Source organism: Deinococcus aquiradiocola, assembly GCF_014646915.1.
In the GTDB taxonomy this organism is placed as follows: domain Bacteria; phylum Deinococcota; class Deinococci; order Deinococcales; family Deinococcaceae; genus Deinococcus; species Deinococcus aquiradiocola.
The window spans coordinates 126994-153487 of record NZ_BMOE01000004.1; the positions used below are offsets into that span (position 1 = coordinate 126994).

The following is a 26494-nucleotide window of genomic DNA, read 5'->3' on the forward strand; positions in this document are numbered from 1 at the left end:
GGGTCACGCGCCCACCGCGTCCACGCGGCCCAGCAGCACCGTCACGCGCACCTGCACGTGCGACAACGCCAGCCCCTCCGACGTCTTGAACGACACGCCCACCTCCGACCCCGCCAGTCCCAGCAGGTCCGCCACGCTCCGCGCGATCACGGCGCGCATCGCCCCCAGCTTCGGGCGGTCCAGCGTCACCACCAGCGCCACGTTCAGCGGCACGAACCCCGCCTCCCGCACCAGCCCCAGGCAACGCCGCAAGATCGTGGCGCTGTCCAGCCCCCGGTTCGCGGGGTCCGTGTCCGGGTAATACTGCCCGATGTCGCCCAGCGCCACCCCGCTCAGCAGCGCGTCCGCCACCGCGTGCAGCACCGCGTCCCCGTCCGAGTGCGCCACCGCGCCGTGCGGCGCGTCCGGCACCCTCACCCCACCCAGCCACAACTCGCGGCCCCCCTCCAGACGATGCGCGTCCTCCCCGTACCCGATGCGGTATGCAAGCATGCCGGGAGAATACAGGAGGCGGCATGAACGAAGCAGAGGGCGCACCCGCAGCCTGAGACGGCTTTACCGGATGCGCCCACGGTCCGGAACATTGAGACTGCTTCCGAATAGAGTCATGCCGGTCCCCGAGAAAGGAACCGGCACACCGCTGATGCTGCGCGTTTACTTGCCGAGCTGGGAGAGTTTCAGGTAGTACGCGGCGCTCTTGTCGGCCGGGTCGAGTTTCACGGCCTGGGCGTACGCTTCGGCAGCGGCGGGGTAGTTCTTGCTCTCGTAGCGGACGCGGCCGAGCCAGCTCCAGGCTTTGGCGTAGGTGGGGCTGGCGGTGGTGGCTGCCTGGAAGCCCGTCTCGGCGGCGGCCTTGTTGCCGGTGGTGTATCTGGCGTAGGCGTCGCGGAAGGCCTTGACGGCGCTCAGGCCGTACTGAGCGCCCTCCTTGACGAGGCCCTGGTTGTAACGGTCGCTGGCGTTCGCGCCGGGGAGGTTCACGGCGGCGTCGTAGGCGGCCTGGGCGCTGGCGGTGTCGTTGAGTTCGAGGGCGAGGCGGCCCTGTTCGCGCCACGCTTCGATGAAGTTGGGGGCGGCGGCGGTGGCGGCCTTGTACCCGTCGAGGGCGTCCTGTTTGCGGCCCGCGTCGAAGTTCTGGTACGCGCGGCTGAAGGCGGTGGTGGCGGCGGGACCGTACCTGCCGGCGTTGCGGGCGACGCCGAGAAAGTACGCGGCGACCTTGTCCTGCGGGCGGAGGGTGCTGGCCTGCTGGTAGAGGGTGACGGCCTGCGTGAACTGACCGTTTTCGAGGGCGACGCGGCCACCCCAGAGGGCGCAGTCGGCGTTGGCGGGGTCGAGGGTGAGGCACTTGGCGAAGGGGGCGGGGGCGTTGCCGAGGTCGGCGCGGGCGTAAGCGGCGTAGCCGAGGTTGTACTGGGCGACGGCGGCGGTCTTGCGGGCCTGCGCGTCGTCCGGTTTGAGGGCGAGGTAGGCGTCCCACGCGGTTTCCGCCTGCTTCCAGAAGCCGACGTCGCTGTACACCTGTGCGCGGAGCTGCAGGGCGTCCGGGTTCTGCGGGGCGGCCTGCACGGCGAGTTCGGCGGCGGCGGCGGCGTCCTTCCAGGGGATGTCGTCGATGTTGCGGCTGCTGCTGGCGCGGGCCGTCTGCGCGAGGGCGCGGGCCTTGCCGAGCAGCGCGGCGGGGTTGCTGAGGTCCGGCGCGGGGGGTGTGACGGGCGCGGTGGTGGTCGTGGTGGTGGTCTGCGTCGTCTGCTGGGCGCTCACAGTGCCGGTGAGGGCGACAGCGGCGAGCGCGGCGGTCAGGAGGGCGTGCGCGGGGAGCTTCATGCTTTCAGAGCATCACGCGGTCATGAGAGAGTCTGTGAGGGCAGGGCGGGAAGGTCTTCAGAAACTGTGCACGCTGCGCGGGTGGGTACGTCCTTTCGGGACCGCCGGGGTTCGCGGGCGTCCGTTTCAGAACTGCAGGGTGTAGCTCGCGCCGAGCGAGTCCTGGCAGCTGCCGATCCCGTGGTCGTTCGCGTCGGCCTGGAAGGTGCAGGTGAGGGTCTGCGCGGTGTCGCCCGTGGCGGGCGTGGTGCGTGCGACGAGGTTGCCGGGTCGCGTGAACGTAGGGGCGGGGCGGTCGCCGAAGGAGGCACGGCCGAAGACGGTGTCGGCGCCGCCCCAGCCGAAGCCCGTCCCGAAACCGACGCTGACGCCGAGGTTCGGGCGGCCGTTCCCCAGGACGGTGTACGTGCCACTGTACGTGCGGCCGCCCACGGTGACAGTCACGTTGTCCGGGTCGCCGGGCAGCGTGGCGCGGTCCCGGAAGCCGCCGATGAAGGTGAGTCGGCCCTCGTCGCCGGTCCTGACGTTCACGATGCGTCCGGCGGCCGACCCGCTGAGGGTGGGGGCGCAGGAGGCGAGCAGCAGCACGGCGAGGAGCGGCAGGTGACGGGTCATGCTTCAGCGTAGTCCTGCCCTGCCCGGCGCGGCTGAGAGGCCCTTGAGGGGAAGCTGAACCGGGCGGCGGCACGAAGGGAAGGGGTGGCCTGCGCCCCCGGAGGCCGTCTCGTACGGTTTTGAGCTGAACTTCTGGAGTTCAGCCGAGCGACAAGGGCACCAAAAAGTACGGTTGGGAGGAGATGGAAGCGGGCAGGCGTCCTGTAGGGCGTCCGTTTTGCCCAAGAAGCGGGCAGGCGTCCTGCAGGGCGCTGTTTTGCCCGAGAAGGGATGCCGGTGCTGTTTCCGGCATCCCTGGAATCGGATCAAAACCGTATCAGTCGTGCGGGAGGTCGAGCGTCATCTTGATCTCGTCCATGCCGGGCGCGAAGCCGTCCGGGGTGCGCTGGGTGACGGTGAAGCCCTGCCGGGCGTAGAACGGCGCGGAGTGCTGGCTGGTGTCGAGCCGGATGCGGCGCACGTCGGGCCGGGCGCGCAGGCGGTCCAGGCGTTCCTGCGTGAGGCGCGTCCCGAGGCCCTGGCGGTGCAGGTCGCGGCGCACCATGCCCCAGCTGAGGCCGCCCACGCCGTCCTCGCTGACCCACAGGCCCCCGCAGCCGACCACGTCCAGCACGCCGCCTGCGCCCTCCTGCAGGAGCAGCAGGTACTCGCCGTCCGCTGCGGGGTCCTGCAGGAAAGCCGCAAAGTCCGCGCGTTCGGACGGGTGGAAGAAGTCCGGGCAGTTGCTGCCAAACAGCGCGAGGCACGTCTCGCGGTCCTGCAGGGTGTAGGGGCGGAAGGTGACGTTCATGCCCAGAGTGTCGCTGCCCGGGGCGGGCGCTGTCCAGGGGGCCGCGCGGCCGGTGTGGGGGGCGGGTATGCTCTACGCATGACATTCCGTTGGGGCATCCTGGGTGCGGCGCGGATCGCGCGGTCGCTCATTCCGGCCATCCGTGAGGCGGGCGGCGAGGTGGTGATGGTGGGCGCGCGCGAACCGGGCTCGGCGCGCGTGCAGGACTTCGCGCGCGAGTGGGGGGTGCCGATGGTCGGCACGTACGGGGACGTGATGCACGCGGACGTGGACGCCGTGTACAACCCGCTCCCGAACCACCTGCACCTCCCGTGGAGCGAGGCGGCCATGCGGGCCGGGAAGCACGTCCTGACCGAGAAGCCGCTCAGCCTGAACGCGGGCGAGGCGGCGCACCTCGCGCAGGTCGCGGCGCAGACGGGCCGCGTGCTGCTGGAGGCGTTCGCGTACCGCTTCTCGCCGCATCACGAGGCGCTCCTGCAGGCCGTGCGGGCGGGCGAGGTGGGCGACGTGCGCGCGTACCGTGGGGCGTTCGGGTTCACGATGCGGAACGATCAGGACTTCCGCTGGGACCCCGCGATGGGGGGCGGCGCGCTGTACGACGTGGGGTGCTACACCGTGAACCTCGCGCGCCTGCTGCTGGGCGAGCCGGACAGTGTGACCGCGCGGGCCCGCTGGACGCCCGGCGGGGTGGACGTGGCGCTGTCGGGCGTGCTGGAGTACGCGGGGGCGCTGGCGACGGTGGAGTGTGCCTTCGACTGGCTGCCGGACCGCATGATGGGCCGCTGTCAGGTGATCGGGTCGGAGGGGCAGCTGGAGCTGGAGGACGCGTACGTGAGCAGCGGCCCGGACCTGCGCCTGACCGTGAACGGCGAGGTGCGGGACGTGCCGGCCGCGAACGGGTACGCGCGCATGGTGCGGCACTTCCAGCGCGCGGCGGGCGGTGAGGAGGCGGCGCTGTACCCGCCGGAGGACGCCGTGCGGCAGGCGCGGGTGCTGGACGCGCTGCTCAGGTCGGCACGCGAGGGTGCGCGCGTCGTCCCGTGAGGGCCGCGTGGACGGCCCGGTGAAGGGGGTGTGGGCGGGCCGCGCGTGGCGGGCCGTGGCGGGCGTGGCGCTGCTGGCGCTGGGCGTGGCCGCGCTGAGCGGGTGCGGGCAGGTGCAGTACCTGGCGCAGGCGGCGGCCGGGCAGGTGGACCTGCTGTGGCGGGCGCGGCCGCTGGCGGACGTGATCGCGGACCCCGCCACGCCCGAAGAGACGCGCCGCCAGCTGCGGCTCGCGCAGGACGTGCGGGAGTACGCGGTGCGGGTGCTGGGCCTGCCGGACCACCGGACCTTCGCGACGTACACGGACCTGGGCCGCCCGTACCTGGTGTGGAACGTGTTCGTCGCCCCTCCCCTGTCCACGCGGCTGCGGACCTCGTGCTTCCCGATCACGGGCTGCGTCCCGTACCGCGGGTACTTCTCGCTGCAGGGCGCGCAGGCGGAGGCACAGCGTCTGCGCGCGGCGGGCGACGACGTGTCGGTGGGCGGCGTGAGCGCGTACAGCACGCTGGGGCGCCTGCCGGACCCGGTCCCGTCGAGCCTGCTGCGCGGCGGGGACGGCAGCATCATCCGGACGATCATTCACGAGCTCACGCATCAGGTGGTGTACGTGCCGGGCGACGCGAACTTCAACGAGTCCTTCGCGGTGGCGGTCGAGACGGCGGGCGCGGCCCGTTACGCGCGCGACCGGGGCCTCCCGCCGCCCGACGAGACGCTCGCCCGCACGCGCTTCCAGGCGGTCACGGCCCTGCTGCTCGGCACGCGCGACGAGCTGGACGCCGTGTACGGCTCGGCCGTCCCGGACGCCGAGAAACGCGAGCGGAAGGCGGCGGTCCTCGCGCTGGCCCGCACGAGATACGCGGCCCTCAAGGCCGACTGGGACGGGTACGCCGGGTACGACGGGTGGTTCGCGGACGGCCCGAACGGCCTGAACAACGCGCTGCTCGGGTCGGTGGCGGCATACGCGGATCAGGTGCCCGCGTTCCTGGCGCTGCTGGACCGCCTGAACGGGGACTTCCCGGCCTTCTACGCGGCGGTGCGCGCGTGTGCCGAGCGGCCGCAGCCGGAGCGCGCGGCGTGCCTCGCGCCGCCCCGGTAGACTGGCGGGATGAGCGAGAGCGTGAACGGGTCGGCCGCCGTGTGCGTGGGGGCCGTGGAGGGCCTGCCGGAAGGCAGTCAGACCGAGGTGCGGGTGGACGGCGTGAGCGTCGTCGTGGTGTGCGACGCCGGGGGGTACTACGCGCTGCGGAACGTGTGCAGTCACCAGGATTTCCCGCTGCTGGGCGGCGACGTGAGCATGGGCCGCATCACGTGCGCGAAGCACGGCGCGAAGTTCGAACTGGCGACCGGCAAGGCGAAAACGCTCCCGGCCGTGAAGCCCGTCCGCGTGTACCGGACGCGCGTGGAGGACGGTCAGGTGTGGGTGGAGGCCCTCTGAAGAACGGCCCGTCAGATTGAAGTGTCCTGAACCCGGCGCGCCCCGCCGAGACGTCTCGCCGGGGCGCGTCTGGTGCTGTGCGTGGGCTTCAGCGGCCCATGCCGTCCTGATCGAGTTCCTGCTCGGCGGGCGCGCCTTCGGGCAGGTCGGCGGCGCCCTCGCGGCTGTGCGGGCTGACCATCTGACTGGGAGGCGTGTAGTTGGGGTTCTGGTCGGCGGCCACGGCGGGGTTTTCGGGCAGGGTGACGATGCCGGTGTTCCCGGCGCGCACCTCGATCAGGCCGGAGTCGAGTTCGGTGAGGGGATCCGCCCCGGCGTACTCGGCGTCCTCCAGGGTCTTCTCCATCGCTTCGGGGTCACGGGTGACGAGTCGGGCGTTCGGGTCCTGGTCTGAGGTCATGCCGTCATTGTCGGCCCGCGCGGGCGGTGTGGCGTGGCAGGGAGCTTAACGCGGGTTGAGACTGCCCTCGCGCCTCGTGCCCTGCCGGGTCACCGGAGCAGGGCGGCGGCCTCGTCGTGCCCGCCCTCGACGGCCAGGGCGAGCGCGTCGTCGCCCGCGTCGGTGCGCGCGGCGGGGTCCGCGCCCCGGGCGAGCAGCAGTTTCACGAGGTCGGTGTTGCCGTTCTGCGCGGCACTGTGCAGCGGCGTGAACCCGCCGTGCTGCGCGGCGTCGGGCGTGGCGCCCGCTTCGAGCAGCATGCGGGCGAGGGCCGTGTGGTTCCCGGCGGCGGCACTGTGCAGCGGCGCGACCAGCATGGCGTTCTGGCTGACGGTGTTCGGGTCCGCGCCGAGCGCGAGCAGCATCCGCGCTTCGGCCTCGTGCCCGAAGAACGCGCACAGGCCCAGCAACGTGAAGCCGTCCGGGCTGAAGGCGTGCAGCAGGTCCGGGTTCGCCTGCAGCGCCGATTCGAGGTGCAGGCCGGACCCGGTGGCGGCCGCCTCGAAGGCCGAGACGGGCGCGCCCAGCTCGGTGAGGAGCGCGGCCATCTGCGGGCGGCGGTAGTACGCGGCGAACAGCAGCGGGCTCAGGCCGCTCGGGCTGGTGGCGGTGAGCAGGTCGGCGCGCGCCTCGATCAGGTCCGTGACGGTGGCCGCGTCGTTCGCCTGGATGGCCTGGAACAGCGTCGCAGATTCGGACATTCGCCCAGTGTAATACGCGCTCCCGTCCGGCGCGGCGGTCGTTCAGGCTTCGGCGCGCACGACGACGGCGATGCCCATGCCGCCCCCGATGCACAGGCTCGCCACGCCGTGCGCCTTGCCTTCGCGGCGCAGGCCGTGCACGAGGGTCGTGAGGACGCGCGCGCCGCTCGCGCCGATGGGGTGGCCGAGCGCGACGGCGCCGCCCGTGACGTTCACGCGCTCCGGGTCGACGTTCAGGTCGCGCACGACGGCGAGGGACTGCGCGGCGAACGCTTCGTTCAGTTCGAACAGGTCGATGTCGGCGGTGCTCAGACCTGCGCGTTGCAGGGCGATGGGGACGGCGCGGGCCGGGCCGATGCCCATGACGGCCGGGTCGACACCGATGGCGGCGGACGAGACGAGTTCCGCGAGGACCTGCAGGCCGTTCGCGGCGGCGTACTCGCGGGTGGTGACGAGCAGCATGGCGGCCCCGTCGTTCAGGCCGCTGGCGTTCCCGGCGGTGACGGTCCCGTCCTTCTTGAAGGCGGGGCGGAGCCGGGCGAGGCTTTCGGGCGTGGTGGGGCGCGGGTGCTCGTCGGTGTCGACGACGGTGTCGCCCTTGCGGCCCGGGACGATGACCTGCACGAGTTCGTCCCGGAACGCGCCGGACTGGATGGCGGCCGCCGCGCGCTGCTGGCTGAGCAGAGCGAAGGCGTCCTGCTCCTCGCGCGTCACGTTCCACTGCGCGGCGACGTTCTCGGCCGTGACGCCCATGTGGTACCCGTGGAAAGCGTCGGTCAGCCCGTCGAGGATCATGCTGTCCTGCACCGTCTGGTGGCCCATGCGGTAGCCCTGGCGCGCGCCGGGCAGCAGGTACGCGGCGCCGCTCATGCTCTCGGTGCCGCCCGCGAGGTACAGCTGACCTTCACCGGCACGCAGGGCCTGCGCGGCGCTGATGACGGCCTGCAGGCCGCTGCCGCACACGCGGTTGAGCGTCATGCCGGGCACGTGTTCCGGCAGTCCGGCCTTCACGGCGATCTGCCGGGCAGGGTTCATGCCCTGGCCCGCCTGCAGGACGTTCCCGACGAGCACGTCGGCGATGTCGCCGTGCAGTTCGGTCGGCAGGGCGTCCAGCACGGCACGGGCGGCCGTGACGCCGAGGTCCACGGCCGTGACGTCCTTGAGGGCTCCGAGGTAGCTGCCGATGGGCGTGCGCCGGGCCGCCACGATCACGATGCTGTTCATGGACTCAGTCTAGAGCGTCTGTCCGTTCCGTGACCGTGGAACATCGCCCCGGTCGTCCCACTCCCGACCGCTCCAGAACGACATTCACTCGCTCCGCTCGGTCATGAACACAGACGGCGTGTTTATGACACGTGCCCTACATCAGGGCGGGCAGACGAACGTGCGCCTCTCCCGGACGGGACAGGCGCAGGAGAACGGTGCGGGACGAACCGGCGCGTCAGGCGGGGCGAGGCTCGCCGCGCAGGGCGGCCAGCACGTCGTCCGGCAGGCGCGAGGGACGGTACGCCCTGTCGGTGCAGATGTGCTGCGTCTCGCCCGTCGCGACGAGATCGTCGCCGCGCCGCACCTCGTACGTGAAGGTGCAGGTGCGCGACTTCAGCTCGCCGACGCGCGTGGTGAGCGTCAGTTCCTCGTCGTAGCGCGCGGCGGCCCGGTAACGGACGTTCAGGCCCGACAGCATGAAGTAGTACCCGCGCTCCTCCACCTGCGCGTACGGAATGCCGATCTCGCGCATGAAGTCGCTGCGGCCCATCTCGAACCACACCGGGTACGTCGCATGATGCACGACGCCCATCGCGTCCGTCTCCGCGTACCGCGTCCGGAAGCGCGTGACGGTGACGTGCGCGGCCCCGGCCGAACCGGGCTCCTGCACCGTCACGGCGCGTCCCCCACCGGCAGGCGGTCGAAGGGCGACGCGCCCGCCGGGTAGAACTCCAGCAGCGGCACGCGGCGCAGCTTCAGGCCGTGCCCCACCTCGTGCTGCAGTCGGCCGCGGGCGTTGTTGAGCGCCTCGACCAGCGGGCCGTTCTCGCCGATGCTCGACACGTACACGCGCGCCACCGAGTAGTCCTGCGTGAGGCTCACGCGTTCGATGGTCACGATCATCGGCACGCGCGGGTCCTGCAGTTCCGAGATGGCCGAGTTCAGGATACGGATGATCGCCACCTCCACCTGCCGGGGCTTCATTGCGGTCCCCAGACGGTGAGGCGGGTGCGGGCGGGTCGGAACGTCATCCGCCTATCTTCGCACGGATGCCGCGCGGCGCGCTCCTCAGCGGATGAGGCCCGCGACCTCGCCCGCGATCTCGTGGATCTCGGCGGCGTCCGGTCCCTCCACCATCACGCGCACGAGGTTCTCGGTGCCGCTCGGACGCAGGTTGATGCGGCCCCGGCCGTTCAGGCGCACCTCGGCGGCACGCACGGCGGCCTGCACTTCGGGCGCGTTCACGGCGGCGGCCTTGTCCTTCACGCGGACGTTCACGAGCGTCTGCGGGAACATCACGAGGTCGTCGTGCAGGGCGTCCAGGGTGGTGTTCAGGCGGCGCATCGCGGCGAGGCTCAGCAGGGCCGTCAGCACGCCGTCCCCGGTGGGCGACACGTCCAGGAACAGCAGGTGCCCGCTCTGCTCCCCGCCGAGGTGCAGGCCGTCCTGGTGCAGGCCCTCGTGCACGTAGCGGTCCCCGACCGCCGTGCGTTTCAGGGTGACGCCCGCGTCCTGCAGTTTCAGTTCGAGCGCCATGTTGCTCATGATGGTGGTCACGACGCCCCGCTCGGCGCGCGCGCGCGCGTTCAGGAGCAGCAGGTGGTCGCCGTGCACCTCGTTGCCGCGCGAGTCCACGAACAGGGCGCGGTCCGCGTCCCCGTCGAAGGCCACGCCGAGATCGTAGCCGCCGTCGCGCACGATGCGCGACAGGCCCGCGAGGTGCGTGCTGCCGCAGTCGCGGTTGATGTTGCGGCCGTCCGGGGTGGTGTACACCGCGAACAGGTCCGCTCCGGCCGCCTGGAACACCTTCGGACCGATGCGGTACGCCGCGCCGTTCGCGCAGTCCATCGCGATCTTCAGGCCGCTCAGGTCCGGCGCGTGCCGCAGCAGGTACGTGACGTACAGCCGTTCGGCGTCCGTATGGTTGCTGACGCTGCCGAGCTCCGTGCCGCTGACGGGCGCGAGGGCAGCGACGCGGTCCAGGGCGGCCTCCATCTCCAGTTCGAGGTCGTCGCTGAGCTTGCTGCCGCTCGCGCCGAAGAACTTGATGCCGTTGTCCTGGTAGGGGTTGTGGGACGCGCTGATCACGACGCCCGCGTCGGCGTCCAGCGCCCGCGTGAGGTAGCTGACGCCGGGCGTGGGCAGCACGCCGAGATGCACGACGTTCACGCCGCGGCTCGTGAGCCCGGCGGCGAGGGCCGCTTCGAGCATGTCGCCCGACTGCCGGGTGTCCTTGCCGATCACGACGCTGACGCGCCCCGTGCCGTGCCCGCCCGCGTGCGCCTGCTCGGCGCGGCGGGCCTTGAGGACCTCGGCGGCGGCCATGCCGAGCTGCATGACCCACTCGGCGGTCAGCGGGAACTCGCCCGCGACACTGCGCACGCCGTCGGTGCCGAAATACTTGCGTTCTGAAGGTTGGACAGCTGTCATTTGGCCCATGGTATCAGTCGGGCCCGCCGTGCGGGAGGCGCGCGTCACGCGCTGCGGTCATGGCGCAGACGGGTGCGTGGGGGCACTTCAGGTGCTGCCGGTCTCACCTGCGGTGACGGGCCCGGCCGGGGAGGCGGCGTGCAGCGTCATGAGTTTGCGCCAGCGTTCGGACGCCCTGGCCTCCCAGCCCTCGTCGCGCGGGGCGTACAGGTGCAGGTCCACGCCTTCCGGCAGGTACCGCTGCTCGAAACTCCCGGCCGGATCGTCGAAGTAGTAGCGGTAGCCCCTGCCGTACCCCTGGTCGCGCATGAACTGCGTGGGCGCGTTGCGCAGGTGGACGGGCACGGCGAGGTTCTCGCCGTCCACGGCGTTCAGGGCGGCCTTCCAGGCGGTGTACACGCTGTTGCTCTTGGGCGCGAGGCACAGGTACACCACGGCCTGCGCGAGCGCGAGGTCCCCTTCGGGACTGCCGAGGAATTCCACGGCGTCCTTCGCGGCGAGGCACACGCGCAGCGCCTGCGGGTCGGCGAGGCCGATGTCCTCGGCGGCCATGCGGACCACGCGCCGCGCGACGTACAGGGGGTCCGCGCCGCCCGCGACCATGCGGGCCAGCCAGTACAGGGCCGCGTCGGGGTGCGAGCCGCGCACGGACTTGTGCAGCGCGGAGATCAGGTTGTAGAAGTCCTCGCCGCCCTTGTCCATGCTGGGCAGGTGCCGTCCGAAGGCCTCGGTGACGGCCTCTTCCGTGACGGGGTTCGCGAGGGTCGCGGCGACTTCCAGCGTGCCGAGGGCGCGGCGGGCGTCGCCGTCCGCGAGACGAGCGAGGAGTGTGAGGGCGCCCTCGTCGGCCTGCACGCCCTGCAGGCCGCGCTCGTCGCTGAGGGCGCGGCGCAGCAGGCCGAGCAGGTCGTCCGGCGTGAGGGCCTGCAGAACGAGGGTGCGGGCGCGGCTGCGCAGCGCGGGGTTCACCTCGAAGCTGGGGTTCTCGGTGGTCGCGCCGATCAGGGTGAGGAGGCCGCTCTCGACGTGCGGGAGGAGCGCGTCCTGCTGCGCCTTGTTGAAGCGGTGGATCTCGTCGAGGAACAGGATGGTGCGCGTGCCTCGTCCGCGCAGGCGTTCGGCCTCGGTGACGGCCTCGCGGATGTCCTTGACGCCTGCCGAGACGGCGCTCAGCGGAATGAAGTGCGCGCCGACCTCGCCGGCCAGCAGGCGCGCGAGCGTGGTCTTGCCGACGCCGGGCGGGCCCCACAGGATCAGCGAGCCGAGCCGTCCGGACGCGAGGACGCGGGTGAGGGGCCGTCCGGGGCCGAGCAGGTGCGACTGGCCGACCACCTCGGTCACGGTGCGCGGTCTGAGCCGCTCCGCGAGGGGGGCGGGGGGGTCGAACAGGGTCATGCGGGCATGCTAGCGGGCGCGCGGCGCGGCAACCATGAGCCGGGTCAGGGTTCACGGCCGGACGCCGGGGCGGGACGCGAGGATGCACGAGGGTCGCGGTTTGCGGGGCGAGGATGCACGGGGGTCGCGGTTCGTGAGGCGAGGATGCGCGGGGGTCGCGGTTCGTGAGGCGAGGATGCAGGCACGCTGCGGCCGCGTGGGCCAGAATACGGACGTGCGCAGCCGGATTCTCGTGCAGAACGCCTTTCGTTTCGACCGCAGCCAGTGGCGGCCACTGGAGGCGCTGCGCTGCACGGCGGGCCTCGCCGTCCCGGTGCTGCTGGGCGTGCTGGCCGGGCAGGCGCCGCTGGGCGTGCTGGCCGCGACGGGCGCGCTGAACGCGGGGCTCGCGTCGTACAGCGGCGTGACGCGCTCGCGGCTGCGGCTGATGCTGACCACGAGCGTCGTGACGGCCCTGGTGACGGTGCTGGGCGTGCTGGCCGCGCACGAGGTGTGGGCGGCGACCCTGGCGGCGCTGGTGGTGGGGTCGCTGCTCGCGCTGTACGGGCAGTCCGGCCCGGCGGCGCTTACGGTGAGCCTGCAGGCGACGAGCGTGCTGGTCGTCATGACGGGCCTGCAGCTCCCGGTGTCGCAGGCGCTCCCGGCGGGCCTGCTGGTGCTGGGCGGGGCGCTGGTGCAGACGGTGCTGCTGGTGGCGGTGTGGCCCGCGAGTCGCCGTTCGCCGGAACGCCGGGCGGTGGCGAACGTGTACCGCAGCCTCGCGCGGTACGTGGAGGCCTGGGACGAGGACGCCTCGCTGCCGGGCGTGCCGGACGCCGTGCCGCTGCAGAACGCGTGGGCGCTGCTGGACGAGGCGCGCGGCTTCGCGTGGCGGGACGAGCACGCCGCGCTCGTGCAGTCGCTGCAGGCGGCCGAGGAGATCCGCGCGTCCCTGACGGGTCTGGGGGGCGCGTCCGTCGCGTACCGGGCGCAGCGGCCAGGGCGTGCCGCGCGGCTCGCGTCGGCGCTGGCGCGCACCCTGCGCCGCGTGGAGAGCGACGTGCGGCAGGGCCACGCCGGGCACGCGTCCGTGCGGTCGCGCGCGGAACTGCGCGGACTGCGGCAACGGCTGGCCGCGCTGGACGGCGGGACGCCCGACGAGCGCAGCGAGCGGCACTGGGCGGAACTGATCGTGGCGCGCCTCGACCGGCTGCTGCGCCTGCCGCCGCCCTCACGGCCGCTGCCCGCCCCGCAGGGAGCGTCCTCTCCCCCGCCCGCTGCCGGGCCGGACGCGGCGCCCGTCACGCTGCTCGGCCGCCTGACGGGCCTGCTGGCGCGCATGCCGCGCAGCGTGCCCCTGCAGCAGGTCGCATGGCGGCACGCGCTGCGGTTCGGGGTGGCGCTGGCGCTCAGCACGCTGCTGTACCGGGCGCTGAACGTGTCGCACGGGTACTGGCTGCCGCTCACGGTGGCGGTCCTGCTGAGGCAGGAGTTCTCCGCGACGCTCACGCGCGGCGTCGCCCGCCTGAGCGGCACGCTGGCGGGCGTGCTGCTCGCCGCCGGGATCGTCGCGGCCCTGCATCCCGGCGCGGCCCTCCTGAGTCTGCTGAGCCTGCTGGCCGCGTTCCTGGTGTACGCGCTGTTCCTCACCAACTACGCGGTGTTCTCGGTTGCGATCACGCTGTACGTGGTGTTCTCGGTGGAGGCGGCGGGCATCGCGCAGCGTCTCGCGGTGGAGACGCGCGTGGTCGCGACGCTGCTGGGCGGCCTGCTGGCCCTGGCCTTTCACCTCGTGTGGCCCACGTGGCAGGCGCGGCAGGCGCAGGGGGTGCTACGTGACGCGCTGGCCCGCCACCTCGCGTACGCCGAGGCGGTCGCGGCCCTGTACGCCGCCGGGAGCGGCCCGGAGCGCGAGCAGGCGGCCGAGACGGCGAGATCGGCGCGCCTCGCGGCGCGGCAGCTACGGCTGCAGGCGGAGAACCTCGTGCAGGCGGCGGCGCTGGAGCCCGGACGGCGACCGCTGCGCGCCGATCTCGCCGCGCTGGTCGGCGAGCTGAGCCGCGAGGCGGCCCGCACGCTGGCCCTGCATGCCGAGGCGCTGGACGGCAACCCGGACGAGCACCGCCCGGCCGCACCGGACGTGCCATGGACGCACGCGCCGTGGACACTCACACCGGACGCGGTCGTGCTGGGCGCACGCGCGCTGCTGGACCGCGTCCCGGGATCAGAGACGGCAGCGGCACCGACGCCGTGACATGCATGCCCTGAGCGTTCCCGGCGGTTTTTCATGCCCGGCTGTTCTATGCTGCGCGCCATGACCCCGTCCACCCAAGGTTCCGTACCCTCCGATTCCTCGTCCCTCGCGGTGGCGCAGGCGTATATCCGGCTCGCGCACGGCCTGGACGTGCACTCGCCCGGCTACATCGACGGGTACGGCGGCCCGGCCGAATGGGCGGACCGGTCGGAACGCAGCCCGCAGCAGCTTCAGGAGGAGGCGGCGCGCCTCACGGACCTCGTCGCGCAGGTCACGGACCCCGCCCGGCGCACCTTCCTGGAGGTGCAGTCGCGCGCCATGCACACCCTGGTCCGCATGCTGGGCGGCGAGCGCCTCGCGTACAGCGAGGAGGTGCGCGGCCTGTACGACATCGACCCGGAACGCGCGGACCTCGCGGAGCTGGAGGACGGCCTGAACCGCATGGACGCCGCCCTGCCCGGCAGCGGCACCCTGGAGGAACGCGAGGAGCGGCTGCGGGCGCGCGTGCAGCTCGACCCGGACGACGTGCTGCGCGTCACGACGCCCGTCCTCGACGAGCTGCGCCGCCGCACGGGAAACACGTTCTGGCTGCCGGAAGGTGAGGACTTCAGCATCGGCCTCGTGCGGAACCAGCCGTGGGGCGGGTACAACTGGCCGCTCGGGAACCTGCGCAGCCGCATCGACATCAACGTGGACCTCCCCGTCCTCCTGCCGAGCCTGCCGGACCTGATGGCGCACGAAGGCTACCCCGGGCATCACACCGAGCATTCCGGCAAGGAGGCGCGCCTCGTGCGGGAGCGCGGCTGGCACGAGCACAGCATTCAGCTCATCAACGCGCCGGAATGCGTGGTGTCCGAGGGCATCGCCGTGAACGCGCTGGACGCCGTGATGACGCCCGCCGAGGTGCGCGAGTGGCTGACGGGCGACCTGAGCCGCGTGGCGGGCCTCGACCCGGACGACGTGCGCGCCTGGCTGGCCCTGCAGGACGCGCGGGAGAGTGCGCGCGGCGTGAACGGCCACGCGGCCCTGATGCTGCACGAGGACCACGCGCCGCAGGCGCAGGTGGTGGAGTTCCTGATGCGGTACAACGTCGTCAGCGAAGCCCGCGCCCTCAAGAGCCTGGAGTTCATCACGCACCCCAGCTTCCGCAGTTACACCTTCACGTACAGCGTCGGTGGGCGGCTCGTGCGCCGCGCCATGCAGGCCGGGGCGCCGCGCGAGGTGTTCGCGCGTCTGCTGACGGAGCCCGTCACGCCCGGCGAACTCGCCCGCTGACCATGCCCGGCGGGGCACCGTTCCCCGGAAAGCATTTGCCCCGCCCGCGCAGGCGTACCCTGACCGCATGACCGTCACGCCAGACCCTGCCACTCCCCCCAGCGGCCACCCTTCCAGCGCCCTCCCGGACCAGCCGGGCCAGGCGTCTTCCGGAAGGACTGACCTGCAGCTGGGGTACTCCTTCTGCCCGAACGACACCTTTATCTTCTACGCCCTGTCGCACGGACGCACCCCGTCCCCGCTGCCGGTCACGGAAGTGCTGGAGGACGTGCAGACCCTCAACGACTGGGCGGGCGAGGCGCGGCTCCCCATCACCAAGATCAGTTACCGCGCGTACTTCAGCGTCATGCGGGACTACGTCGCGCTCCGCAGCGGCGGCGCCCTCGGGCGCGGCGTCGGGCCGCTCATCGTCGCCCGGACGGACCTGGGCGACCTGAACGGCCTGACGGTCGCGTCGCCCGGCGCGCTCACCACCGCCGAACTGCTCCTGCGGATCGTGTACCCCGGCGTGAACGTCGTCCGCATGCGCTACGACGAGGTGATGCCCGCCGTGGAACGCGGTGAGTACGGGGGGCAGCAGGTGCACGCGGGCCTCATCATTCACGAGTCGCGCTTCACGTACCCGCAGCACGGCCTCACGAAGCTCCTCGACCTGGGCGCGTGGTGGGAGGGCGAGACGGGCCTGCCCCTGCCGCTCGGCGCGATCCTCGTGCGGCGCGACCTGCCGGACGACACGAAATGGGCGCTGAACGAAGCGGTCCGCGCGAGCCTGCAGTACGCGTGGACGCACCCGCAGGAACCGAAGGCGTACATCCGTCAGCACGCCCTGGAAATGAGTGACGACGTGATGCAGGCGCACATCGACCTGTACGTCAACACCTTCTCCGACGACGTGGGCGAAGAGGGCGAACGTGCCGTGCAGGAACTGTACCGGCGGGCCGTCCAGGCAGGCGCCGTGCAGGACACCGGCCTGCCGCTCTTCGTGACGCCGCAGGACTGAAACGGACTGATCCGACTGGAAGGAGCAGGCAGAAGCGGATTCCGGATGACAGGGCACGGCACGCGCCGCGTGCCAGGGGGGTGGGAGGCGGGTACGTCGCTCTGGGCGATGCGCTTCCCGCCCCCTGATGTCATGCTGGGGCATGACGACGATACCTGGGCGGGCGTGGGTGCGGGGCGTACTGGACGTGCTGAGAGAGGCGGTGGAGGGCGGCGCGCCCGGTCAGGGGACGGCGTTCCTGGACGGGACGAAGGCGGACGGGAGCGGCAATCACGGGCTGCTGGCGACGCTGGACGCGCTGACGGCGGCGCAGGCGAGCGAGGGGACGGCGCTGGGCCTGAGCGTGGCGGCCCACGCGGCGCACGTGGCGTACCACATGGAGGTCATGGTGCGCTGGGCGCACGGGGAGCGCGGCCCGTTCGACTGGGCGGGGAGTTTCGGGTCGGGCCGCGTCACGGCGCGGGAGTGGGAGGCGCTGCGGGAGCGGGTGCGGGCGGCGTACGCGGCCCTGCAGGCGCAGGCGGTCCTGCCGGACGGGGAGCCGGAGGAGGACGCGGCGGGCGGTCTCGCGGGGGGCGTCGCGCACGTCGCGTACCACCTGGGCGCGCTGCGTCAGCTGGTGAAACTGCTGCAGTGACGCGCGGGGCAACGGCACCCGGCTGGGGCGTGTCCCGTCCACTTCCCGCAGGGTGGGAACCTCACCGCCTCCCCTTCCATTTCCGGGACCGCGTCCGCGCTCCTGCTCTTTTCACCCGGATGAACTCCGCGCACGGCGGGGGCGTTCACCTGCAGCCGGATCACCCGAAGATGCTGAGCGGCAGGAGGGCGCTCACGGTGTAGTTGGGGGCGTCCACGATCTGACTGATGCGGAGGTCCACGCACGCGCTCGCCAGGATGTACGCGTCTGGCACACTCAGCGCGTGCGTGCGCGTCATGTACGCGAGCAGGCCCTGCAGGGCGGTGCGGGCGGCGTCCATCAGGTCGGGCGCGTGACCGGTCGCGGCGTAACTCCCGGCGCTCCACAGGCCGGTCGGTTCGGGCGGCGCGCGGAACTCCGGGGTGCGGACGGGATGGTCCCGCATAACCGTGACGCGCAGCGTGAGCTGGCCGTCCATCTCGATGCCGGTGCCGCTCAGTTCGCCGTCGCCCTGCGCGGCGTGCAGGTCCCCGGCGCTCAGCAGGGCGCCCGGCACCTCGACGGGCAGGTAGAGGGTGCTGCCGCTCACGAGCTGCCGGATGTCCATGTTGCCGCCCACCTGCCGGGGCGGACTGGTGACGTGCGGGCCGGGCGCGGCAGGCGCGACACCGATGACGCCGGGAAACGGTGCGAGCGGCACGCGGATGCCGGGCCGGAAATCCGTGTACGTGCGGGCGCGCAGGTCCCAGACGTGCGTGTACCCGCCCGCCGGGAGGTGCGGCGCGAGCGCCCGGTCGAGCAGGCCGATGCCGTCCGGACGGCAGCCGGTCCAGCCCCACGCGGCGGGCCGCACGTCCAGAATGTCGATGGCGAGCGTGTCGCCCGGCTCGGCCCCCTGCACGTGGACGGGCCCGGTGAGCGGGTGGCCGCGCAAGCCGCCCGTGGAAGGCCGGACCGGGTACGCGGCCGCGAGCACGGCGTCCCGCAGGTCCGGGGCGAGGTGGGCGGGCAGGGCGAGTTCGCCCGCCTGGACGCGCCGGGCGACGCTGCCGTACGACGCGTCCAGCGTGTCGAGCGTGACGGTGTCGCCGCTCCGCACGGTGAGGGCGGGCGTGAGGGCGGCGTCCCAGACGGTGTGGACGGACTGCGTTCCCAGGTGGTGCGTGCCGGTCATGCGTCAGGGTAGCGTGCCCGCACCGCTCACCGGCCCGTGGGGCTGGGCGTCATACGGTTTTGATCCGATTCCAGGGATGCCGGAAACAGCGAAGGCATCCCTTCTTGGGCAGAACGGACGCCCTACAGGACGCCTGCCCGCTTCTTGGGCAGAACGGACGCCCTACAGGACGCCTGCCCGCTTCTTGGGCAGAACGGACGCCCTACAGGACGCCTGCCCGCTTCTTGGGCAGAACGGGAGGAGTGGCGTGGCCAGCCGCGTCCGTTCACGACGATACGCCCTACAGGACGCCTGCCCGCTTCCTGGGCAAAACAGCGCCCATGACTGGGACAGCTCCGCAGGAGAGGACGCCTGCCCGCTTCCGTCTCCTCAAAACCGTACTTGTTGGCGCCCTTGTCACTCGGCTGAACGCTACAAGTTCAGCTCAACACCATATCAGACGTCCTGGGTGGTGGGACGGATGAGCAGTTCGTTGATGGCGACGTGTTCCGGCTGCGTCAGGGCGTACAGCACGGCGCGCGCCACGTCGTCCTCGTGCAGGAACGCCGCGTCCGGCCTGCCGTTCCGCCAGAATTCCGTGTCCACCCGGCCCGGCTCGACGATGGTGACGCGCACGCCCTGCCCGCTCACTTCCTTGCGGATGCTGTCGCCCATCCCGGAGATCGCCCACTTGGTGGCGCTGTACGGGCCGGGGTTGGCGACGCGTCCGGCGACGCTGCCCACCAGAAAGAAATGCCCCCGCGCCTTCACGATCTCCGGCAGGGTCGCGCGTGCAGTGAGGGCCGCGCCGAGCACGTTGGTGAGGATCATGTCCCGCCACTCGTTCGGGGTGGGGTCGCCGCTCGCGTACCTGCCGGTCCCGGCCGTGAAGCCCGCGTTCGCGAAGGCCGCGTCCAGCCGCCCGAAGCGCTCCAGGGTGGCCTGCACGGCCGCCTCCAGTTCCGTCCACTCGGTCACGTCCACCTTCAGGGCCAGCGCCTTTTCCTGGCCGAGTTCGGCCGCCAGGACCTCCAGCCGGTCAAGGCTGCGGGCCGTGAGCACCACGCGGTACCCGGCCTGCACGGCGTGCCGCGCGACCGCCGCGCCAATTCCCATGCTGGCCCCCGTGATGAAGAGGACTTTGCCTTCCGCGCCCTTGTGATCGGTCATGGCGGCAGGCTACCGGGCGCGCGGGAGACCAACCGCGCCGCACACCACCGAATGAAGAGAGCGTAAGGAGGCCAGTCAGGGCGCGGACGCGGGCGCCGCCGCTGGAAATGCTCTACGCTGGCGGCAATCCGAGTCTCGCGTCCCTGTTCCGCTCCCGTCTCTTTCTGGAGGTCCGTCATGCCTACCGTCCGTGAGGTCACGTTCAACCTGCTGCGTCAGCTGGGCCTGACCACCATCTTCGGCAATCCCGGCAGTACCGAGGAGCCGTTCCTGAAGGACTTCCCCGCAGATTTCCGGTATGTGCTGGCACTGCAGGAGGCGAGCGCGGTCGGGATGGCGGACGGGTACGCGCAGGGGTCGGGGAGGCCCGCGCTGGTGAACCTGCACACGGCTCCGGGCGTGGGAAACGGGATGGGGAACATCATCACGGCGGCGCGCAACAAGACGCCGCTGATCATCACGGCGGGACAGCAGACGCGCAGGACGCTGCTGATGGAGGCGTTCCTGAGCAACGTGCGCGCCACGGAGCTGCCGCTCCCACACGTGAAGTGGAGTTACGAGCCGGTGCGGGCGCAGGACGTGCCGGCCGCGTTCATGCGGGCGTACGCGGAGGCGGTGCAGGCGCCGGCGGGGCCGGTGTTCCTGTCGTTGCCGCTCGACGACTGGGACCAGGAGGCGGAGGGGGAAGCGGTGCTGCGGAGCGTGTCCGGGCGGGTCGCGCCGGACCCGGAACGGCTGGAGCTGGTGGCGGCGGCCCTGCGGGGCGCGCGGAATCCGGCGCTGGTGATGGGGGCGGGCGTGGACCGCAGCGGCGGGTGGGGGGCGGGCGTGGCGCTGGCGGAGACGCTGGGGTGCGCGGTGTACGGCGCGCCGATCGCGGAGCGGCTGGGGTTCCCGACCACGCACCCGCAGTACCGTGGGCCGCTGCCGTTCGCGATTCTGCCGCTGGGGCGGGCGCTCGCGCCGCATGACGTGGTGGTGGTGGTGGGCGCGGAGGTGTTCCGGTACTACCCGTACGTGCCGGGAGAGTACCTGGCGGGCGGGACGAGGGTTTGGCAGCTGACGGACGATCCGGCGGAGGCGGCGCGCGCGCCGGTGGGGGACAGCGTGATCGGGGACGCGCGCCTGTGCCTGGAGGGGCTGTCGGCGCATCTCGCGGACTTCGTGCCGGGGTGGGGGCGGGCGGTGAGCGCGTCTCCCCCTCCCGCCGCCACGCCGGACGGGGGGCCGGCGACCGTGCCGCCTTCTCCTGCTCCCGCACCGGGGGACGCCCGCCTGACGGCGCGGGACCTGTTCGCGCTGGTGGCGCAGGAACGGCCCGACGATTCGGTGGTGGTGCAGGAGGTGCCGAGCAGCATTCCGGCCCTGATGCGGCACCTGAAGTTCAGCGGGCCGGGCCGGTACTTCACGATGGCGAGCGGCGGGCTGGGCTTCGGGCTGCCCGCCGCGGTGGGTCTGGCCCTCGCGGAGCGGGACGGGGGGCGTGGGTGGCCGGTGCTGGCGTTCATCGGGGACGGGTCGCTGCACTACAGCGTGCAGGCGCTGTGGTCGGCGGCGCAGCTGGGCGTGCGGGTGGTGGTGGTCGTGCCGCGCAACGGCGAGTACGGCATCCTGAAGATGTTCGCGCGGCAGGAAGGCACGCCGGGCGTGCCGGGCCTGGACCTGCCGGGCCTGGACGCCGTGCGGATCGCGCAGGGGTACGGCGTGACGGCCCTGGCGGCACGGACGGCGGACGAGGTGAGGTCGGCGCTGAGGGACGCGCTGCGGCGGGACGGTCCGACCCTGATCGAGGTGCCGGTCACGCCGGAACCCGGCAAGCTGCTCGGCTGAACGGGTCGCCGCTTGCGGGGTGGGGGCCGTGAACTGCTCTAGACTGCCCGCATGAAGTTCACCATCATCGTTCTGGATTCGGTGGGCGTGGGGGCCCTGCCCGACGCCGCCAGTTTCGGCTCTCCTCCCGGCGACGGCGGGTCGCACACCCTGAACCACACGCTGGCGCGGACCGGCGTGCAGCTTCCGAACCTCGCGCGGCTCGGCCTGGGCCGACTGCCGACCGTGCAGGGCGTGCCGGACGCGGGGGACGTGACGGGCGCGTTCGGGCGGATGCTGGAGGTCAGCCCCGGCAAGGACACCAGCACCGGGCACTGGGAGTTCATGGGCGTGCAGCTGACGCATCCCTTCCAGGTGTTCCCGGACGGGTTCCCACCCGCCGTGATGGACGCCTTCAATGCCGCGACGGGGCGGGGGTTCCTGTGCAACCGGCCGTACAGCGGCACGGACGTCATCCGGGATTTCGGGCCGGAGCACCTGCGGACGGGGGACCCCATCGTGTACACCAGTGCCGACAGCGTCTTCCAGATCGCGGCGCACGTGGACGTGGTGCCGGTGGAGACGCTGTACGAGTGGTGCCGCGCGGCGCGTGAGATCCTGCAGGGCGAGTACGCGGTGGCGCGCGTGATCGCGCGGCCTTTCCGGGGGAGCGCGCCGGACTTCGAGCGGGCGGGCGAGCTGCGGCACGACTACTCGCTGACGCCGCCCCCGACGGTCCTGACGGCGCTGCGCGCGGCGGGCCGGGACGTGGTCGGCATCGGCAAGATTCCCGACATCTACGATCATCAGGGGTTCAGCGAGGAGATCCACACGGACGACAACCCGGACGGTATCCGCAAGACGCTCACGCGCATGCGCTCGGACTTCGACGGGCTGGTGTTCACGAACCTCGTGGATTTCGACGCGAAGTACGGGCACCGGCGCGACCCGGCCGGGTACGGCGCGGCCCTCGCGGCTTTCGACGCGGCCCTGCCGGACCTGATGGCGGCCGTGCCGGACGACGGAGCGCTCGTGATCATCTCGGATCACGGGAACGACCCCACGTGGCACGGCAGCGACCACACCCGCGAGTACGGGATGCTGCTCGCGTACCGCCCCGGGCTGGGCGCGGTGGACCTGGGGGAGCGCGCGACGTTCGCGGACGTGGGCGCCACGGTCGCCGAGGCGCTCGGTGCGGCGTGGGACGGTCCCGGCACGAGCTTCTGGGGTCAGCTGCAGTGAGCGTGCGGGGCGGGGTGGCGGGACCGGAGAGTTTCGCGTACACCCTGACGCTCGGCGGGCGGTACGCGGGCACGCAGGAGTGGGTGGTGCGGCCGGAGCGTTCCGGCGTCGTGACGCGCGTGCAGACGGAGTTCGGCGGGGCGCTCCCGGCGGCCCGGAAGGTGCAGGAGTCGCGGCTCGACCCGGCGTCCGGGCAGAGCGTGGCGTACGCGGAGGCGGAGGGCGGGAATCGCCGCCCGCACTTCGAGACGCTGTTCGACGCGGCGACCGGCCTCGTCACGCTGCGGCAGGGCAAGGACGAGGCGACGCAGCCGCTGGTGGAGGGGTACCACGACCCGCTGTCGCTGCTGCTGTGGCTGCGTTCGCGTCCGCAGGAGGCCGCGTCCGTGCCGCTCACCGTACGCATGGTGGGTGGGCGCGTGCACGTGCAGGCCCTGCCGGACAGCGATGTGCACGGTCTCGCGGCGCACGTGTACTTCCTGCGGCCCGGCGGGGCGTACGTGTACGTGGAGCGGGACGCGCCGCACCGCCTGCTGCGCCTGATCCAGCCGAGCGATTTCGGTCCGGTGGAGGCCCTGCTGACGCTGGAGCACGCGGGCGCTCGCCGCGAGCATTCCCGCGCCGGGGGCGCGCGTGACGCCGTGCGCGGCGAGCGCCCGCCGCCCGGCAAGCCGCGCCGTCGCCGCTGACGCGCGCTCACCCCTTCGCCGGGGCGGAGGTCCGTCGCACGTAAGCGAGCACTTCCATGGTTCCGCTCCAGCACCTCCACCACCCGCGCCGCCCGGTCATCGAAACGGAGGACGGTCTGGTGACAGACGCTCCCTCCACACCCGCCGGGACGGTCGGCCCCGTTCCGAATCCCGATCACTCGCCCCGTCCGGCCGTCCCGGCGGCGGGCGTTGTGGCGACACACGCCAGAGGTAACTTCATGAACATCCTGAAAGGTGAGGCGGCCCGTGCCGCCCTGACGCGCACGTTCTCCGAGATTCCCGTGCCGGACAGCGTGCTGGACCGCAACGAGCGGCTGTTCGGAGAACGGCTCACGCCGGAACAGGTGGTGGACCGCATCCTGAAGGACGTGCAGGCGCGCGGCGACGACGCCCTCCTCGACTGGACGGAACGCCTCGACGGGTTCCGCCCGGACCGCCTGGAGGTGACGGCGGACGAACTCGCGGCGGCGAGCGTCGCGCCGGAACTGCACGCCGCGATCGAACTGGCGATCTCGCGCGTGCGGGCCTTCTACGAGCAGCAGCCCGCGCACGGCTTCCTGAACCACGGGCCGGACGGCGCGCTCGGGCAGCTGGTGCGGCCGCTCGGGCGGGTGGGCGTGTACGTGCCGGGCGGCCTCGCGCCGCTCGTCAGCACCCTGATTCACACGGCGATCCCGGCGCAGGTGGCGGGCGTGCCGGAACTCGTCGTGTGCAGCCCCGTGGGCCGCGACGGGGACATTCACCCGGCAGTGCTGGTCGCGGCGCGCCTGATCGGCGTGACGCGCGTGTTCCGGCTGGGCGGCGCGCAGGCCATCGCGGCCCTCGCGTACGGGACGGCGTCCGTGCCGGGCGTCGACAAGATCGCCGGGCCGGGCAACCTGTTCGTGGTGATCGCCAAACGCATGGTGTTCGGCCAGGTGGGCATCGAGAGCCTGCCCGGCCCGACCGAGACGCTGGTCCTCGCGGACGACAGCGCCGACGCGCGCTACGTGGCCGCTGACCTGCTCGCGCAGGCGGAACACCTGGGGGCCGAACCGGTCCTCGTGAGCACCAGCCGCGAGCTGCTGGTGGCCGTACAGGCCGAACTGAACGGTCAGCTGGAGGCCCTGCCGGAACCGAACCGCGGCTGGGCGCGCGACAGCGTGGACGCCCGCATGAAGATCGTGCTGGCGGACACGCTGGACGAGGCGCTCGACCTGTCGAACGTGTACGCGCCCGAGCACCTGTGCCTGCTGACGCGCGACCCGTGGTCCCTGCTGGGGCGCGTGCAGCGGGCGGGCGGCGTGTTCGTCGGCGAGAGCAGCATGGAGGCCCTCGGGGATTACCTGGCCGGGCCGAGTCACGTCATGCCGACGGGCGGCACGGCCCGCTTCATGAGCCCGGTGAACGTGCGTGACTTCCAGAACATCATCTCGGTGGTGGGCATCAACGAGGAGACGCTGCGGCGCGTGGGGCCGGCCGCCGCGCTCCTCGCGCGCACCGAGGGTCTGGAAGCGCACGCGCGCGCCATCGAGTCGCGCCTGAACACGCAAGGCTGACCCTGTTCGGGCGGTGGGGGCGGCGCGCGGAGACCGGACGCGTGCCGCCCTTTCCTGTGGCGCGGTCCCGGGGGTGCGCGTGCCGGAATGGTGAACTTCTGGGATGTGTGTCCGCGCTGCCGCAGGTATGCTGGGGCCGTGCTGCTCGCCTTTCTCGCCTTCGTTGTTCTGCTTGCCGGGTTCGTCGCGTACGCCGCCGACAACATCGCGCGGCGCGCCGGTCGCCGTCACCTTCGTCTGTTCGGGCTGCGGCCCAAGACGACGGCCCTGATCGTGGCGGTCGCGGCGGGCATGGGCATCAGTCTGGCGAGCATGCTGGCGTTCTTCGCGCTGAACCGGCAGGCGATCCGCAACATCGAGCAGGCGGACCTGCTGCGCCGCGAACTGAACACCCTGAAAGGCGACGTGAAGGTCGTCCGTTCCGACCTGAGCAAGGCGCAGACGGAACGGGACGCCGCGAACGCCCGCGCCGAGGAGGCCCGCGCGGCCGGACAGCGCGCCGTGCAGCAGCTGACGCAGGCGCAGACGGCGCTGGAGTCGGCGCGGACATCCACCGCGCGCCTGAAGTCGCAGGCGACGACGCTGCAGGGACAGGCGCGTGACCTGCAGGCGCGCGTGAAGACCCTCACGGCGCTGCGCGGCGCGCTGGAGGCGCGCGCCATCAGCAACCGGCGCGCGCTGCTCGCGTCGCAGGCGGAACTGGCGACGTCGCAGAAGAACCTGACCGGCGCGCAGGGCCGCGCCAGCACCCTCGACCGGCGCCTGAGCGACGTGCAGGCGCAGATCACGGTGCTGGACCGCCGCAACGCGGCCGCGCAGGCGCAGGCGCAGAGTGCCAGGACGCGTGCCGTGCAGGCGCAGGCGCAGGTGGACGCCCTGCAGGACCAGCTGGCGGTCCTCGACCGGTCGCGCGCGCAGGTGACGGCGCAGCGCGATCAGGCGGCCGGGCAGCTGCGGACCCTGCAGGACCAGCTGACGGCGGCCCGCACGCAGGCGGCGCAGGCGCGGACGCAGGCGGGCAGCGCGGTGCAGCAGGCGACGCAGGCGCGCGCGCAGCTCTCCACGCTGACGGTGCAGCGCGACACGGTCCGCAAGGACCTCGCGGCGCTCAAGGCGACGGTGGCGGGCCTGCAGGCGCAGGCGCTCGCCCTGAAGAACGACAACGACACGCTGCGCCTGAGCCTGAGCAGTTCGCAGGCAGACGTGAAGCACCTCGAGGACGAGTACACGCGCGCCACCAGCGAGCTGAGCGCGAGCCGCAACACGGAGCTCAGCTACTCCAAGAACAGCATCGTGTACGGCGGCGTGGTCGCGTCCGTCCGCAGCCTCGACAGCTTCCTGGACGCGGCGGGCACGGCGGCGTCCGCGCGGGGTGCGCGCGGCGCGCCGCCCGCGCGGCTCGCGGCCCCGGCACGGCAGTCGCTCGAATCGGCCCTGCGGGGCCTGAACGCCAGCGCGTACGTGCTGTGCCGCGCGAGCGGGAACTCCGCGGCGGGCTTCGCGGTGGACCTGACGTGCGACGCGCGCCCGAACACCCTGATCTTCACGCACGGCAGCGTCATCCGGCGCGCGACCATCAACCTGAAGGCAGGCGACGAGGCGCTGCGCGGGCAGGTGCAGGACCTGATCGGGGACGCGGTGCTGGACCTGACGCGGCGCGGCGTGCCGCTGGAGAACGTGCTGAACGGCGGCCTGAACACCGCGAGCCTCTTCAGTCTGCTGACGCGCCTCGCGGAGCGTGGGGGCAGCACGGCCGTGGTGGGCGTGATGCCGCGCGACGACGTGAAACCGAGCAGTCAGGTGGACCTGTACGCCGACATCGTGCAGTGATCCCGGCGTGAGCTG

Annotated in this window: 25 protein-coding genes; 12 read left to right on the forward strand and 13 right to left on the reverse strand. The window is 72.5% G+C overall.

Translation table 11 applies throughout. The features are described 5' to 3' along the window. Window positions 1–3: 3 nt before the first annotated feature. The 4 genes from ispF to IEY33_RS07860 form a co-directional block, all read right to left on the reverse strand. The gene (gene ispF, locus IEY33_RS07845; protein ID WP_188961990.1) at window positions 4–492 is read right to left on the reverse strand and encodes a 2-C-methyl-D-erythritol 2,4-cyclodiphosphate synthase; all 489 of its coding nucleotides are present in this window, start codon (window positions 490–492) and stop codon (window positions 4–6) included. 162 nt (window positions 493–654) lie between these two features. Then, the gene (locus IEY33_RS07850; protein WP_188961992.1) at window positions 655–1827 is read right to left on the reverse strand and encodes a tetratricopeptide repeat protein; all 1173 of its coding nucleotides are present in this window, start codon (window positions 1825–1827) and stop codon (window positions 655–657) included. A gap of 126 nt (window positions 1828–1953) precedes the next feature. Next, window positions 1954–2442 (reverse strand): hypothetical protein, encoded by a 489-nt coding sequence (locus IEY33_RS07855; protein WP_188961995.1) that lies wholly within the window; start codon window positions 2440–2442, stop codon window positions 1954–1956. A gap of 316 nt (window positions 2443–2758) precedes the next feature. Then, window positions 2759–3232 (reverse strand): GNAT family N-acetyltransferase, encoded by a 474-nt coding sequence (locus tag IEY33_RS07860; RefSeq protein ID WP_188961998.1) that lies wholly within the window; start codon window positions 3230–3232, stop codon window positions 2759–2761. A 78-nt stretch (window positions 3233–3310) separates the two neighbouring features. On the opposite strand from IEY33_RS07860, the gene IEY33_RS07865 reads away from it, so the two are divergent. Genes IEY33_RS07865 through IEY33_RS07875 form a run of 3 tightly spaced genes read left to right on the forward strand, consistent with a single transcriptional unit; the run spans window position 3311 to window position 5711 of the window. Continuing rightward, window positions 3311–4276, forward strand: coding sequence for a Gfo/Idh/MocA family protein (locus IEY33_RS07865; RefSeq protein ID WP_188962000.1), 966 nt, complete (start codon window positions 3311–3313; stop codon window positions 4274–4276). Window positions 4277–4283: 7 nt separating this feature from the next. Beyond that, window positions 4284–5372: an aminopeptidase gene (locus tag IEY33_RS07870; RefSeq protein ID WP_188962003.1), complete on the forward strand. Its 1089-nt coding sequence runs from the start codon at window positions 4284–4286 to the stop codon at window positions 5370–5372. Between the two features lie 9 nt (window positions 5373–5381). Beyond that, window positions 5382–5711, forward strand: coding sequence for a Rieske 2Fe-2S domain-containing protein (locus IEY33_RS07875; RefSeq protein ID WP_188962006.1), 330 nt, complete (start codon window positions 5382–5384; stop codon window positions 5709–5711). An 88-nt stretch (window positions 5712–5799) separates the two neighbouring features. On the opposite strand, the gene IEY33_RS07880 is transcribed toward IEY33_RS07875, so the two are convergent. From IEY33_RS07880 to IEY33_RS07910, 7 genes are all read right to left on the reverse strand, one after another. Further along, window positions 5800–6111: a hypothetical protein gene (locus IEY33_RS07880; protein WP_188962009.1), complete on the reverse strand. Its 312-nt coding sequence runs from the start codon at window positions 6109–6111 to the stop codon at window positions 5800–5802. Between the two features lie 89 nt (window positions 6112–6200). Next, a complete protein-coding gene (locus tag IEY33_RS07885) occupies window positions 6201–6851 on the reverse strand; it encodes an ankyrin repeat domain-containing protein (protein ID WP_188962011.1) in 651 nt (216 codons plus the stop codon). Window positions 6852–6893: 42 nt separating this feature from the next. Continuing rightward, window positions 6894–8075 (reverse strand): acetyl-CoA C-acetyltransferase, encoded by a 1182-nt coding sequence (locus IEY33_RS07890; protein WP_188962014.1) that lies wholly within the window; start codon window positions 8073–8075, stop codon window positions 6894–6896. A gap of 217 nt (window positions 8076–8292) precedes the next feature. Continuing rightward, complete coding sequence (locus tag IEY33_RS07895) at window positions 8293–8727, reverse strand: acyl-CoA thioesterase (protein WP_268238821.1); 435 nt, start codon at window positions 8725–8727, stop codon at window positions 8293–8295. A 2-nt stretch (window positions 8728–8729) separates the two neighbouring features. Continuing rightward, window positions 8730–9041 (reverse strand): ribosome-binding factor A, encoded by a 312-nt coding sequence (locus IEY33_RS07900; RefSeq protein ID WP_188962016.1) that lies wholly within the window; start codon window positions 9039–9041, stop codon window positions 8730–8732. Between the two features lie 84 nt (window positions 9042–9125). Further along, window positions 9126–10487, reverse strand: coding sequence for a phosphoglucosamine mutase (glmM, locus tag IEY33_RS07905; RefSeq protein WP_188962018.1), 1362 nt, complete (start codon window positions 10485–10487; stop codon window positions 9126–9128). Window positions 10488–10574: 87 nt separating this feature from the next. Further along, window positions 10575–11882, reverse strand: coding sequence for a replication-associated recombination protein A (locus IEY33_RS07910; protein WP_188962021.1), 1308 nt, complete (start codon window positions 11880–11882; stop codon window positions 10575–10577). Window positions 11883–12096: 214 nt separating this feature from the next. Here IEY33_RS07910 and IEY33_RS07915 point away from each other — a divergent pair, with 214 nt between their 5' ends. From IEY33_RS07915 to IEY33_RS07930, 4 genes are all read left to right on the forward strand, one after another. Beyond that, window positions 12097–14115 (forward strand): FUSC family protein, encoded by a 2019-nt coding sequence (locus tag IEY33_RS07915; RefSeq protein WP_188962023.1) that lies wholly within the window; start codon window positions 12097–12099, stop codon window positions 14113–14115. Between the two features lie 60 nt (window positions 14116–14175). Next, on the forward strand, window positions 14176–15390 hold the full coding sequence (locus tag IEY33_RS07920; protein ID WP_188962025.1) for a hypothetical protein: 1215 nt from the start codon (window positions 14176–14178) through the stop codon (window positions 15388–15390). Window positions 15391–15457: 67 nt separating this feature from the next. After that, window positions 15458–16390, forward strand: a complete 933-nt coding sequence (locus tag IEY33_RS07925; protein ID WP_188962028.1) for a 1,4-dihydroxy-6-naphtoate synthase — start codon at window positions 15458–15460, stop codon at window positions 16388–16390. Window positions 16391–16532: 142 nt separating this feature from the next. Further along, window positions 16533–17027 carry a DinB family protein gene (locus IEY33_RS07930; protein ID WP_188962031.1) on the forward strand — a complete coding sequence of 165 codons (495 nt, stop codon included), beginning with the start codon at window positions 16533–16535 and terminating at the stop codon, window positions 17025–17027. A gap of 160 nt (window positions 17028–17187) precedes the next feature. On the opposite strand, the gene IEY33_RS07935 is transcribed toward IEY33_RS07930, so the two are convergent. Together IEY33_RS07935 and IEY33_RS07940 are read right to left on the reverse strand one after the other, a co-directional pair. Beyond that, window positions 17188–18201: an acetamidase/formamidase family protein gene (locus IEY33_RS07935; RefSeq protein ID WP_188962034.1), complete on the reverse strand. Its 1014-nt coding sequence runs from the start codon at window positions 18199–18201 to the stop codon at window positions 17188–17190. 435 nt (window positions 18202–18636) lie between these two features. Continuing rightward, window positions 18637–19350 (reverse strand): SDR family oxidoreductase, encoded by a 714-nt coding sequence (locus IEY33_RS07940; RefSeq protein WP_188962036.1) that lies wholly within the window; start codon window positions 19348–19350, stop codon window positions 18637–18639. A gap of 177 nt (window positions 19351–19527) precedes the next feature. On the opposite strand from IEY33_RS07940, the gene mdlC reads away from it, so the two are divergent. From mdlC to IEY33_RS07965, 5 genes are all read left to right on the forward strand, one after another. Then, window positions 19528–21180: a benzoylformate decarboxylase gene (gene mdlC, locus IEY33_RS07945; protein WP_188962039.1), complete on the forward strand. Its 1653-nt coding sequence runs from the start codon at window positions 19528–19530 to the stop codon at window positions 21178–21180. Between the two features lie 51 nt (window positions 21181–21231). Continuing rightward, a complete protein-coding gene (locus IEY33_RS07950; RefSeq protein WP_188962041.1) occupies window positions 21232–22401 on the forward strand; it encodes a phosphopentomutase in 1170 nt (389 codons plus the stop codon). Further along, window positions 22398–23090 (forward strand): DUF3108 domain-containing protein, encoded by a 693-nt coding sequence (locus IEY33_RS07955; protein WP_306415604.1) that lies wholly within the window; start codon window positions 22398–22400, stop codon window positions 23088–23090. Before IEY33_RS07950 ends, IEY33_RS07955 begins: the two co-directional genes overlap by 4 nt. Before the next feature lie 239 nt (window positions 23091–23329). Next, entirely contained in the window at window positions 23330–24649 is a 1320-nt protein-coding gene (gene hisD, locus IEY33_RS07960) for a histidinol dehydrogenase (RefSeq protein ID WP_188962043.1), read from the forward strand. Between the two features lie 138 nt (window positions 24650–24787). Beyond that, window positions 24788–26479, forward strand: coding sequence for a DUF3084 domain-containing protein (locus tag IEY33_RS07965; protein ID WP_188962046.1), 1692 nt, complete (start codon window positions 24788–24790; stop codon window positions 26477–26479). Window positions 26480–26494: the final 15 nt, after the last annotated feature.

What these genes read in the sequence shown, in the direction of transcription:
- IEY33_RS07880 (WP_188962009.1), bottom strand. Translation starts at nt 6,111, where the DNA reads ATGACCTCAGACCAGGACCCGAACGCCCGACTCGTCACCCGTGACCCC.
- ispF (WP_188961990.1), bottom strand. Translation starts at nt 492, where the DNA reads ATGCTTGCATACCGCATCGGGTACGGGGAGGACGCGCATCGTCTGGAG.
- IEY33_RS07865 (WP_188962000.1), top strand. Translation starts at nt 3,311, where the DNA reads ATGACATTCCGTTGGGGCATCCTGGGTGCGGCGCGGATCGCGCGGTCG.
- IEY33_RS07850 (WP_188961992.1), bottom strand. Translation starts at nt 1,827, where the DNA reads ATGAAGCTCCCCGCGCACGCCCTCCTGACCGCCGCGCTCGCCGCTGTC.
- IEY33_RS07890 (WP_188962014.1), bottom strand. Translation starts at nt 8,075, where the DNA reads ATGAACAGCATCGTGATCGTGGCGGCCCGGCGCACGCCCATCGGCAGC.
- IEY33_RS07935 (WP_188962034.1), bottom strand. Translation starts at nt 18,201, where the DNA reads ATGACCGGCACGCACCACCTGGGAACGCAGTCCGTCCACACCGTCTGG.
- hisD (WP_188962043.1), top strand. Translation starts at nt 23,330, where the DNA reads ATGAACATCCTGAAAGGTGAGGCGGCCCGTGCCGCCCTGACGCGCACG.
- IEY33_RS07910 (WP_188962021.1), bottom strand. Translation starts at nt 11,882, where the DNA reads ATGACCCTGTTCGACCCCCCCGCCCCCCTCGCGGAGCGGCTCAGACCG.
- IEY33_RS07900 (WP_188962016.1), bottom strand. Translation starts at nt 9,041, where the DNA reads ATGAAGCCCCGGCAGGTGGAGGTGGCGATCATCCGTATCCTGAACTCG.
- mdlC (WP_188962039.1), top strand. Translation starts at nt 19,528, where the DNA reads ATGCCTACCGTCCGTGAGGTCACGTTCAACCTGCTGCGTCAGCTGGGC.
- IEY33_RS07875 (WP_188962006.1), top strand. Translation starts at nt 5,382, where the DNA reads ATGAGCGAGAGCGTGAACGGGTCGGCCGCCGTGTGCGTGGGGGCCGTG.
- IEY33_RS07860 (WP_188961998.1), bottom strand. Translation starts at nt 3,232, where the DNA reads ATGAACGTCACCTTCCGCCCCTACACCCTGCAGGACCGCGAGACGTGC.
- IEY33_RS07885 (WP_188962011.1), bottom strand. Translation starts at nt 6,851, where the DNA reads ATGTCCGAATCTGCGACGCTGTTCCAGGCCATCCAGGCGAACGACGCG.
- IEY33_RS07950 (WP_188962041.1), top strand. Translation starts at nt 21,232, where the DNA reads ATGAAGTTCACCATCATCGTTCTGGATTCGGTGGGCGTGGGGGCCCTG.
- IEY33_RS07855 (WP_188961995.1), bottom strand. Translation starts at nt 2,442, where the DNA reads ATGACCCGTCACCTGCCGCTCCTCGCCGTGCTGCTGCTCGCCTCCTGC.
- glmM (WP_188962018.1), bottom strand. Translation starts at nt 10,487, where the DNA reads ATGACAGCTGTCCAACCTTCAGAACGCAAGTATTTCGGCACCGACGGC.
- IEY33_RS07925 (WP_188962028.1), top strand. Translation starts at nt 15,458, where the DNA reads ATGACCGTCACGCCAGACCCTGCCACTCCCCCCAGCGGCCACCCTTCC.
- IEY33_RS07930 (WP_188962031.1), top strand. Translation starts at nt 16,533, where the DNA reads ATGACGACGATACCTGGGCGGGCGTGGGTGCGGGGCGTACTGGACGTG.
- IEY33_RS07920 (WP_188962025.1), top strand. Translation starts at nt 14,176, where the DNA reads ATGACCCCGTCCACCCAAGGTTCCGTACCCTCCGATTCCTCGTCCCTC.
- IEY33_RS07940 (WP_188962036.1), bottom strand. Translation starts at nt 19,350, where the DNA reads ATGACCGATCACAAGGGCGCGGAAGGCAAAGTCCTCTTCATCACGGGG.